General features: G+C 62.2%; 9 protein-coding genes. 8 read left to right on the top strand and 1 reads right to left on the bottom strand.

The genetic code is table 11. The annotated features are described in order from the left end of the window. Positions 1–248: 248 nt before the first annotated feature. Complete coding sequence (gene nhaA, locus DXB98_RS04440; RefSeq protein WP_055251251.1) at positions 249–1,607, top strand: Na+/H+ antiporter NhaA; 1,359 nt, start codon at positions 249–251, stop codon at positions 1,605–1,607. Between the two features lie 149 nt (positions 1,608–1,756). On the opposite strand, the gene DXB98_RS04435 is transcribed toward nhaA, so the two are convergent. Beyond that, a complete protein-coding gene (locus DXB98_RS04435; protein ID WP_055251249.1) occupies positions 1,757–2,011 on the bottom strand; it encodes a hypothetical protein in 255 nt (84 codons plus the stop codon). A gap of 150 nt (positions 2,012–2,161) precedes the next feature. Here DXB98_RS04435 and DXB98_RS04430 point away from each other — a divergent pair, with 150 nt between their 5' ends. The 7 genes from DXB98_RS04430 to DXB98_RS04400 all read left to right on the top strand — a co-directional run bounded on the left by DXB98_RS04430 (position 2,162) and on the right by DXB98_RS04400 (position 9,108). Further along, on the top strand, positions 2,162–3,466 hold the full coding sequence (locus DXB98_RS04430; protein ID WP_117743285.1) for an aminotransferase class I/II-fold pyridoxal phosphate-dependent enzyme: 1,305 nt from the start codon (positions 2,162–2,164) through the stop codon (positions 3,464–3,466). Between the two features lie 67 nt (positions 3,467–3,533). Beyond that, complete coding sequence (locus DXB98_RS04425) at positions 3,534–3,848, top strand: STAS domain-containing protein (RefSeq protein WP_117735514.1); 315 nt, start codon at positions 3,534–3,536, stop codon at positions 3,846–3,848. Between the two features lie 153 nt (positions 3,849–4,001). Beyond that, positions 4,002–4,589, top strand: coding sequence for a twin-arginine translocase TatA/TatE family subunit (locus DXB98_RS04420; RefSeq protein WP_158553147.1), 588 nt, complete (start codon positions 4,002–4,004; stop codon positions 4,587–4,589). Then, positions 4,589–5,380: a twin-arginine translocase subunit TatC gene (gene tatC / locus DXB98_RS04415; protein ID WP_022093860.1), complete on the top strand. Its 792-nt coding sequence runs from the start codon at positions 4,589–4,591 to the stop codon at positions 5,378–5,380. Before DXB98_RS04420 ends, tatC begins: the two co-directional genes overlap by 1 nt. Positions 5,381–5,386: 6 nt before the next feature. Continuing rightward, the gene (gene hypA, locus DXB98_RS04410; protein WP_117735512.1) at positions 5,387–5,743 is read left to right on the top strand and encodes a hydrogenase maturation nickel metallochaperone HypA; all 357 of its coding nucleotides are present in this window, start codon (positions 5,387–5,389) and stop codon (positions 5,741–5,743) included. Positions 5,744–5,778: 35 nt separating this feature from the next. Next, the gene (hypB, locus tag DXB98_RS04405) at positions 5,779–6,462 is read left to right on the top strand and encodes a hydrogenase nickel incorporation protein HypB (protein ID WP_055251237.1); all 684 of its coding nucleotides are present in this window, start codon (positions 5,779–5,781) and stop codon (positions 6,460–6,462) included. A gap of 54 nt (positions 6,463–6,516) precedes the next feature. After that, positions 6,517–9,108, top strand: a complete 2,592-nt coding sequence (locus DXB98_RS04400) for a DNA topoisomerase I (protein WP_117743283.1) — start codon at positions 6,517–6,519, stop codon at positions 9,106–9,108. The last annotated feature ends 135 nt before the right edge of the window (positions 9,109–9,243 follow it).

Below are 9,243 nucleotides of genomic sequence, written 5' to 3'. Positions count from 1 at the left end.
CCCTAAGAGCAAACCACCCTTTTTAAGGGTGGTTCTGATTGTGCGCGGGATCGCGTCGCCTATTGAACGGGGGCGCTCGCACCGTTGAGCAAATAATGTTCAACCTGTGGTTCCGCTTTTCGGCCGCGCTTGTGCGCTTGTCGCGCAGGGTAGGCTAGGTGCAAGCGTAATACGTTGGAGCGCGGCGCCGCCATTTGGGCGGGCCGTGCTTTTTTAAGACGGGAGCCTTCCCGTGAAAGGAGCCGCCCATGGCAGCACCCGAGCAGCTGTTTAACGTTCGTGAGCGCAAGCGTTTTGAGCGTCACGACATTTGGGAGCGCATTGCCGAGAACGGCACGATTTCCGCCGCCGTCATGGTGATCGCTGCCATCGCCGCAGTCATCTGTGCCAACACCGATGCCTACGAGGCCATTCATCACTTTTTGGAGACCCCGCTGTATGTGGGTCTTGGCAGCCTTACGGCCGGCCTCACCGTCGAGGTCTTTGTCAACGACTTTCTCATGGCGATCTTCTTTTTGCTGGTGGGCATCGAGCTTAAGTACGAAATGACGGTCGGTGAGCTTAAGAACCCGCGTCAGGCCATGCTTCCCATGTTGGCGGCCGTGGGCGGCGTCGTCGTTCCCGCCTGCATCTACCTGATCTTTAACCATGCCGGCGCGCACAACGGCTGGGCTATTCCCATGGCAACCGATATCGCCTTTGCGCTGGGCGTGCTATCGCTTTTGGGCAACCGCGTGCCCAACGGCGTGCGCGTGTTCTTCTCGACGCTCGCCATCGCCGACGACCTGATCTCCATCGCCGCCATCGCCATTTTCTACGGTCAGAGTCCCAACCCGTTTTGGTTGGGCGCCGCCGCGGTTGTGACTTGCGCGCTCGTGTGGCTCAACAAGACGCAGCATTACCGCCTTGCCCCGTATTCGGTGCTGGGTCTGCTGCTGTGGTTCTGTATGTTTAAGAGTGGTGTGCACGCCACGCTCGCCGGCGTCATCTTGGCCTTCACCATTCCGGCCAAGTGCGGCGTCAAGCTCGATAGCCTCACCGATTGGCTGGGCGAGTGCCTGCCGTTGCTCGACGACCGCTACGACGACGAGGCGCACATCCTGGGTCAGCACGACTTTACCGTCTCGACTACCAGAGTCGAGCGCGTCATGCACCGCGTGACCCCGCCGCTCATTCGCATGGAGCGCCTGATCTCCACGCCGGTCAACTTTGTGATCCTGCCGATCTTTGCATTTGTCAACGCGCAGGTTCGCCTGGTGGGCGTGGATATGGGCACGCTGCTGACCGACCCGGTGACGCTCGGCGTGTATTTTGGCATGCTGCTGGGCAAGCCGATTGGCATCTTTGGCATGACGTTTGCCCTGGTTAAGCTCAAGATCTCCGAGCTGCCGCGCAACGTTAACTGGCACATGATTGCCGGCGTGGGCATTCTGGGCGGCATTGGCTTTACCATGTCGATTCTCATCAGCGGCCTTGCCTTCCCGACGGCCGAGTTTGAGGTCCTGGCCGCAAAGGCCGCCATTCTTGCCGGATCCGTTACCGCCGCGGTGCTGGGCATGATCTACATGAGTGTGGTCTGCAAGCACCCCGCGTCCAAGGACGAGTAAGGGCACATGCAAGTTTGAAAACGCCGCCTGTGAACACCATCACAGGCGGCGTTTTAGTCACTGGGTAGTCGTTGGGGACAGACTTAAATGACTACCCAAGTGCCGGCAGGTTGGGACTACTCATTTAAGTCTGTCCCCAATGAGTGGTTCTATTCCACGGTGCCGTAGACGGCGCCCCAGCCGTGGGCGGCTAAGGCGGAGTTCAGCTGGTCGCAAAGTGACTGGCGGTCGTAATAGCCGGGCGGCAAAAGGTTCACGATCTCCATAAGGTCGGGCGCCAGGTCCAAGATTTCGGCCTGCACGATTAGGTCCAGGCGGTCGATGGCGTGGCGGTCGTAAAACAGCCCGTCGATCAGGCGCTGCAGGTCGCCGAATTCCTCAGCCCTAAACGAACCGTATTCCATAATGCCTCCTTGGGCGCCCCACGCCGGCATGCGCGGCGATGTCGTAATTCATTGCGATGAACTTAATCTATCACGGCTTCATACCGTTGCGGCGGTGGCGGTCTATACTTAGACGAACTGCAACGTCCCGCTTCGCGAAAGGTCGCACCCATGCAGACGATCTACCAGAAGATGGAAACCACCGAACTCGATGCCGCCATCGAGGCGCTCAAAGCCGAGGTCGCCGAGGTCAAGGCCAAGGGCCTGGCGCTCGACATGGCCCGCGGCAAGCCGTCGCCCTCCCAGGTGGACATCTCGCGCCCCATGCTCGATATCCTCAATGCCGAGGCCGATCTGCACGACGGCAACGTCGACTGCTCCAACTACGGCTGCTTCGAGGGCATTCCCTCGGCACGCAAGTTGGCAGGGGAGTTCCTGGGCTGCCCCGCCGAGCAGACGCTCGTGCTGGGTTCGTCGAGCCTTTTGATCGAGCACGACATCGCCGGCATGTTCTGGCGCTGTGGTTCGTGCGGCAGCGAGCCCTGGGATGCCTACGAGGCCGCGCACGACGGCAAGAAGGTCAAGTTCCTGTGCCCCGTTCCCGGCTACGATCGCCACTTTGGCATCACCGCCGACTTGGGCATCGAGAACGTCCCCGTTGCGATGACCGACAACGGCCCCGACATGGACGAGATCGAGCGCCTCGTTGCCGCCGACGATTCCATCAAGGGTATCTGGTGCGTGCCCAAGTATTCCAACCCCACGGGCATCACCTTTAGCGAGGACACCGTGCGCCGCCTGGTCGAGATGCCCACGGCCGCGCCCGATTTCCGCATCTTCTGGGACAACGCCTACTGCGTGCACGACCTGTACGACGAGACCGACGAGCTTGCCAATATCTTTGACCTCGCTCGCGCGGCGGGCACCGAGGACCGCGTGGTGGCCTTTGCCTCGACGTCCAAGATTACCTTCCCGGGCGCCGGCATCGGCTTTATCGGCGCGAGCCCTGCGGTCATCGCGGAGTTCTCCAAGCGCCTCAAGGCCGGCTTGATCAGCGCCGACAAGCTCAACCAGCTGCGTCACGTGCGTTTCCTTCCCACCATTGAGGCGGTCAAGGAGCATATGAAAAAGCATGCCGAGTTTTTGCGCCCGCGCTTTGAGGCCGTTGAGCGCAAGCTCACCGAGGGTCTGGGCAACACGGGTTGCGCCACCTGGACGCATCCCCGCGGCGGCTACTTTGTGAGCTTCGATGGTCCTGAGGGCTCGGCCCAAAAGGTCGCCGCGCTTTGTGCCGATCTGGGCGTCAAGCTCACGCCGGCTGGTGCCACCTGGCCCTATGGCAAGGACCCGCGCGACACCAACATCCGCATCGCGCCGAGCTATCCCACGGTCGAGGACCTGGAGGCCGCGCTCGACGTACTGGTGCTGGCCGTCAAGCTCGTCGCTGCCGAGATCGCGCGTGCCGAGCGCGCCTAGCGCGCAGAGCTCTGCAAGTCCGCGCCGCGTACTTTTCCGCACTTTCGATACGCAAAGGAGCGTATACATGGATTTGGGTATTTCCACCAACCCCACGCCGGAGCTCTACACCATTAAGGTGACCGGCGAAATCGATATCTCTAACGCCGACAGTTTGCGTAACGCCATCGACTTGGCGCTTGAGCAGCCCACCGAGGCCGTTGAGCTCGACTTTGCCCAGGTGAGCTATATCGACTCGACGGGCATTGGCGTGCTTGTGGGCGCCGCGCACCACGCAGCCGATCATGGCAAGCGTTTTAGCTGCGCCAACGTGCAACCCCCGGTGATGCGCGTGGTTCAGCTGCTGGGTGTCGACCAGGAGATTTCGATCACGGCCGCATAAGCCCTGTCCCAAAAGGGGCGTGCCGTTTGGCATATGTTTGTGATGCGCTCGAACGTTTTGGCGTCCGGGCGCTATACTTGACCGAATGAATAGACGAGTTCCGGCCGAATGGCGCGGTGCGGGCTCGACTCACATCGAGCCTTGGAGGTATGTGTGTTTGGTATTGGAGAGGGTGAGCTGGCAATCATCGTGGTCTTCGGCTTTTTGCTGTTTGGCCCGGATAAGCTCCCGCAGATGGGCCGCACGATCGGCCGTGCCATCCGTCAGTTCCGCGAGACGCAGGAAAAGATGACGGCAGTTGTTCAGTCCGAGATTATCGATCCGGTAAGTGAGGCCGCTTCGGCGCCGGTCAAGCCCAAGAAGGCCGCTGTCGATGACGATTCCGATGCGGATGAGGATGCCACCGAGACGGCAGCGCCCGCCAAGAAGGAGACCTTTGCCGAGCGTCGCGCCCGCCTTGCCGCCGAGAAGGCCGCGAGTGAGGGTGCTGCTGAGGGCGAGGCTGCTGCCGAGGAGACGGAGGCCGAGGGCGCTGGGCCCGCCGCTGCCGATGCTGCCACTGCCGCCGTCGAGCCCGAGCCTGCCGCAGAGCCCGAGCCCGAGCCGGCAGAGCCCACGACGGCCGACCTCTACGCCCGTCGTCCCCGCAAGCGCAAGGCCGTCGTCGACCAGCTCGCTCGTGAGCTTGAGGTCGAGGACGAAGCCGCTGCCGCCGACGCCCCGAAGGGAGGCGATGAGTAATGCCTATCGGACCTGCGCGCATGCCGCTCTTCGATCACCTGGGAGAGCTCCGTCGCCGCCTGACCATCGTGGTCGTATCGGTGTTTGCCGCCGCCATCGTGCTGTATTTCGCCACGCCCGTGGTGCTCGATATCCTGGAAGACCCCATCCGCTCGTTTGTGCCGGACGGTAAGTTCTACATCACCACCACGCTCGGCGGCTTTGGCCTGCGCTTCTCGCTGGCCATCAAGATGGCCGTTGTCATGTGCACGCCCATGATCATCTGGCAGATCTTGGCGTTCTTCCTGCCGGCGCTTCGCCCCAACGAGCGCAAGTGGGTCGTGCCCACGGTGCTCGCTTCGACGGTGCTGTTCTTCCTGGGTGCCATCTTCTGCTACTTCATCATCATTCCTGCGGGCTTTGAGTGGCTCATCGGCGAGACCTCTGCCGTCGCAACTGCGCTGCCCGATCTGGAGAACTACGTCAACATGGAGCTGCTCTTTATGATCGGCTTTGGTGTGGCGTTTGAGCTGCCGCTCATCATTTTCTACCTGTCCGTTTTCCACATCGTGTCCTACGCGGCTTTCCGCGGCGCCTGGCGCTACGTGTACGTGGGCCTGCTCGTGGGCTCGGCTGTGATCACGCCCGACGGCTCGCCCGTCACGCTGGGCCTTATGTACGGTGCCCTGCTTTCGCTCTACGAGATTTCGCTCGCCATCGCTCGCGTGGTCATTACTGCGCGCGAGGGCAAGGAGGGCCTGTTCGTGAGCCGTCTGGACCTGTTCTCGGACGACGAGGACGACGAGGAGTAAATCGGTATGCACGAGGTTGGCATTGTCAACGGCATACTCGATACAGTGATTCGCGCGGCGCGTGGGGCGGGGGCCTCGCGCGCCGTTTTGGTAACGCTGCGTATCGGGGATATGACCGAGGTGGTGCGCGAGGCGCTCGACTTTGCGTGGGAGACGTTTCGCGACGAGGACCCGCTCACGCGAGGCTGCGAGCTTTCCGTGGAGGAAGTCCATCCACAAAGCGAGTGCCTGGACTGCGGCGACGTCTTCGACCACGATCGCTTCCACTGTCGCTGTCCCCAGTGTGGTGGTGCCAACGTGCGCCTACTGCACGGCCGCGAACTCGACATCGCAAGTATCGAAATCGAAACCCCCGACGATTAGCCGTCACCAAATGGCAGAAGTAAGGAGTGCCGAGTATGGCCGAGAAAACGATTGATATCGCATCGCCGATCCTGTCGCGCAACGAGCGTCTGGCAGACCAGCTGCGTCAGCGATTTAATGAGGCAGGCACCTATGTGATCAATGTACTGTCGAGCCCCGGTTCGGGCAAGACCACCACGATCCTGGGCACCAACGAGCGCCTGCGTGACAAAGCCGGCCTGCGCTGTGCCGTCATCGAGGGCGATATCGCCTCGGACGTCGACGCCATCATCATGAAGGAAGCCGGCATGCCCGCCATCCAGATCAACACGGGTGGTCTGTGCCACCTCGAGGGCAACATGATCATGGAGGCCGTCGACGCCTTCGACCAGGCTGTGGGTTTGGAAAACATCGACGTCATCTTTATCGAAAACGTTGGCAACCTGGTCTGCCCGGTCGACTTTGACCTGGGCGAGAACCTGTCCATCATGATCCTCTCGGTGCCCGAGGGCGACGACAAGCCTATCAAGTACCCGGGTATCTTCCAGCACGCCGGCGCGCAGCTGCTCAATAAGGTCGACGTTGCCCCGGCTTTCGATTTTGACATGGATAGGTATACTAAGACACTCGATGACCTCAATCCGCAGGCGCCGCGGTTTGCCGTGAGCGCGCGCAAGGGCGAGGGCATGGATGCCTGGTGCGATTGGCTCATCGGGCAGATCGAGCAAGCAAGGGCGTAAGTCGGCCGCCATAAGCGCGGGCGCAGCCGCAGAGACATGAGATAGGGGCCTCTTTTGAAGCTCATCATCGCCGAGAAAAACGACGCCGCGCGCCAGATCGCCGAGCGTCTGTCCACGGGCAAGCCCAAAAAGGACAAGGTGTACAACACCGCCATCTACCGTTTTGAGTGGAAGGGCGAGGAGTGCGTGACGATCGGCCTTGCCGGTCACATCCTTGCGCCCGATTTTTGCGACAGCGTGCTGTTCGATAAAAAGCTGGGCTGGTATTCGGTTACTGAGGACGGCGAGATGCTGCCGGCCGACATGCCCGATGGCCTGGCACGTCCGCCCTACGACACCAAGCGCAAGCCGTTCCTTGCCGACGGTATCTCCATCAAGGGCTGGAAGCTCGAGAGCCTGCCCTATCTCACCTGGGCGCCCGTCATTAAGCTGCCGGCCGAGAAGGAGCTCATTCGCTCGCTCAAGAACCTTGCCAAGAAGTCCGACAGTGTCATTATCGCTACGGACTTCGACCGTGAGGGCGAGCTGATCGGTTCGGACGCCCTCAACAAGGTGCGTGAGGTTGCGCCCGACTTGCCGGTTGCCCGCGCCCAGTATTCTTCGTTTACCAAGGCCGAGATTACGCAGGCCTTCGATAACCTTGTCTCGCTCGACCAGAACCTGGCCGACGCTGGCGAGAGCCGTCAGCATATCGACCTCATTTGGGGCGCGGTGCTCACGCGCTACCTGACGCTCGCCAAGTTTGGCGGCTTTGGCAACGTGCGCTCCGCCGGCCGCGTGCAGACGCCGACGCTTGCCCTGGTGGTCGAGCGCGAGCGCGAGCGCATGGCGTTTGTGCCCGAGGACTATTGGCAGATTCGCGGCATGGGTGCCGCGCAGGGCGCCGCCGAGGACGACCGCTTTAAGATCGCGCACAAGACGGCGCGTTTTACCGACAAAGATGCCGCCGAGACAGCGTATGGTCATGTCGACGGCGCTACGACGGCGACCGTTGCCGCGGTGACCAAGCGCTCGCGTAAGCAGCAGCCGCCCACGCCGTTCGCGACCACCTCGCTGCAGGCAGCCGCTGCGGCCGAGGGCATATCGCCCGCACGCACCATGCGCATCGCCGAGTCCCTCTACATGGCGGGCCTCATCAGCTACCCGCGTGTCGACAACACCGTGTACCCCGCGACGCTTGATCTGGGCGCCGTGGTGAGCGACCTGGCAAAGATCAACCCGGCGCTGGCGCCCGTGTGCAAAAAGGTGCTCGCCGGTCCCATGAAGCCCACGCGCGGCAAGGTCGAGACCACCGACCACCCGCCTATCTATCCCACGGGCGAGGGCGATCCGTCCACGCTCGACGGCGGCCAGCGTAAGCTCTACGACCTCATCGCCCGTCGCTTCCTGGCGACGCTTATGGGTCCTGCGACCATCGAGAACACCAAGCTCGAGCTCGACGTCAACGGCGAGCCCTTCGTGGCTTCGGGCGACGTGCTCGTGACCCCGGGTTTCCGCGAGGCCTATCCGTACGGTCTTAAGCGCGATGAACAGATGCCGCCGCTTGAGCAGGGCGATACGGTCGACGTGTTCGACATTAAGCTCGAGGCCAAGCAGACCGAGCCGCCCGCGCGCTACAGCCAGGGCAAGCTCGTGCAAGAGATGGAAAAGCGTGGCCTGGGCACCAAGTCCACGCGCGCAAGCATCATCGAGCGCCTGTACGCCGTGCGTTACCTCAAAAACGATCCCGTGGAGCCGAGTCAGCTGGGTATCGCCATTATCGATGCACTGTCGCAGTTTGCCCCGCGCATCACGAGCCCCGATATGACCAGCGAGCTCGACGGCGATATGACCCGCGTGGAGCGCGGCGAGGACACCGAAGAGCATGTCGTGACGCACTCGCGCGCGCTGCTGGCCGGCGTACTCGACGAGCTGCTCAAACATACGCAGGAGTTGGGCGACGCCATCAGCGACGCCGTCACGGCCGATGCGCGCGTGGGCGCCTGCCCCAAGTGCGGCAAGGACCTGGTTATGAAGACGAGCGCCAAGACCCGCGGCAGCTTTATCGGCTGCATGGGCTGGCCCGACTGCGACGTGACCTATCCGGTGCCGAGCGGTGTCAAGGTGAGCCCGCTCGAGGGCGAGGCCGCCGTGTGCTCCGAATGCGGCGCGCCGCGCATTAAGTGCCAGCCGTTCCGCCAGAAGGCCTTCGAGATCTGCGTGAACCCGACGTGCCCCACCAACTACGAGCCCGACCTTAAGGTGGGCGAGTGCAAGGTGTGCGCCGAGGCCGGACGCCATGGCGATCTGATCGCGCACAAGAGCGAGAAGAGCGGCAAGCGCTTTATCCGCTGCACCAACTACGATGACTGCGGCGTGAGCTATCCGCTGCCGGCGCGCGGTAAGCTCGAGGCGACGGGTGAGACCTGCCCCGAGTGCGGTGCCCCCATCGTGGTGGTCAACACGGCGCGCGGCCCGTGGCGCATCTGCGTTAACATGGACTGCCCGACCAAGGAGAAGAAGCCCGCCCGCGGCCGCAAAACCACAACCAAGGCGAGCACGGCAAAGAAGGCCACGGCGGCAAAGAAGACGACAGCCAAGAAGACAACCGCCAAGAAGTCGACGGCGAAGAAGTCGACTGCCAAGAAAGCGGCTACCGACAAGTAGCGGCGCAGTCGAAACATTGCCCTAAAAAACGAGCGAGGACCCTGCGATCCTCGCTCGTTTTTTGACCGGCAGTTAGGGACGTTCCTTTTTCTGCCGGCAGTTTAGGAACGTCCCTAACTGCCGAATCGGGAACGA

The organism is Collinsella sp. OM07-12, from assembly GCF_003438275.1.
In the GTDB taxonomy this organism is placed as follows: domain Bacteria; phylum Actinomycetota; class Coriobacteriia; order Coriobacteriales; family Coriobacteriaceae; genus Collinsella.
The sequence above is the reverse complement of the archived record's forward strand: the minus strand, read 5'-3'. Positions and strand labels throughout refer to the sequence as shown.

Excerpts from the sequence above, each read along its gene's own strand:
- nhaA (WP_055251251.1), top strand. The coding sequence starts at position 249 with ATGGCAGCACCCGAGCAGCTGTTTAACGTTCGTGAGCGCAAGCGTTTT.
- DXB98_RS04435 (WP_055251249.1), bottom strand. The coding sequence starts at position 2,011 with ATGGAATACGGTTCGTTTAGGGCTGAGGAATTCGGCGACCTGCAGCGC.
- DXB98_RS04430 (WP_117743285.1), top strand. The coding sequence starts at position 2,162 with ATGCAGACGATCTACCAGAAGATGGAAACCACCGAACTCGATGCCGCC.
- DXB98_RS04425 (WP_117735514.1), top strand. The coding sequence starts at position 3,534 with ATGGATTTGGGTATTTCCACCAACCCCACGCCGGAGCTCTACACCATT.
- tatC (WP_022093860.1), top strand. The coding sequence starts at position 4,589 with ATGCCTATCGGACCTGCGCGCATGCCGCTCTTCGATCACCTGGGAGAG.
- hypA (WP_117735512.1), top strand. The coding sequence starts at position 5,387 with ATGCACGAGGTTGGCATTGTCAACGGCATACTCGATACAGTGATTCGC.
- hypB (WP_055251237.1), top strand. The coding sequence starts at position 5,779 with ATGGCCGAGAAAACGATTGATATCGCATCGCCGATCCTGTCGCGCAAC.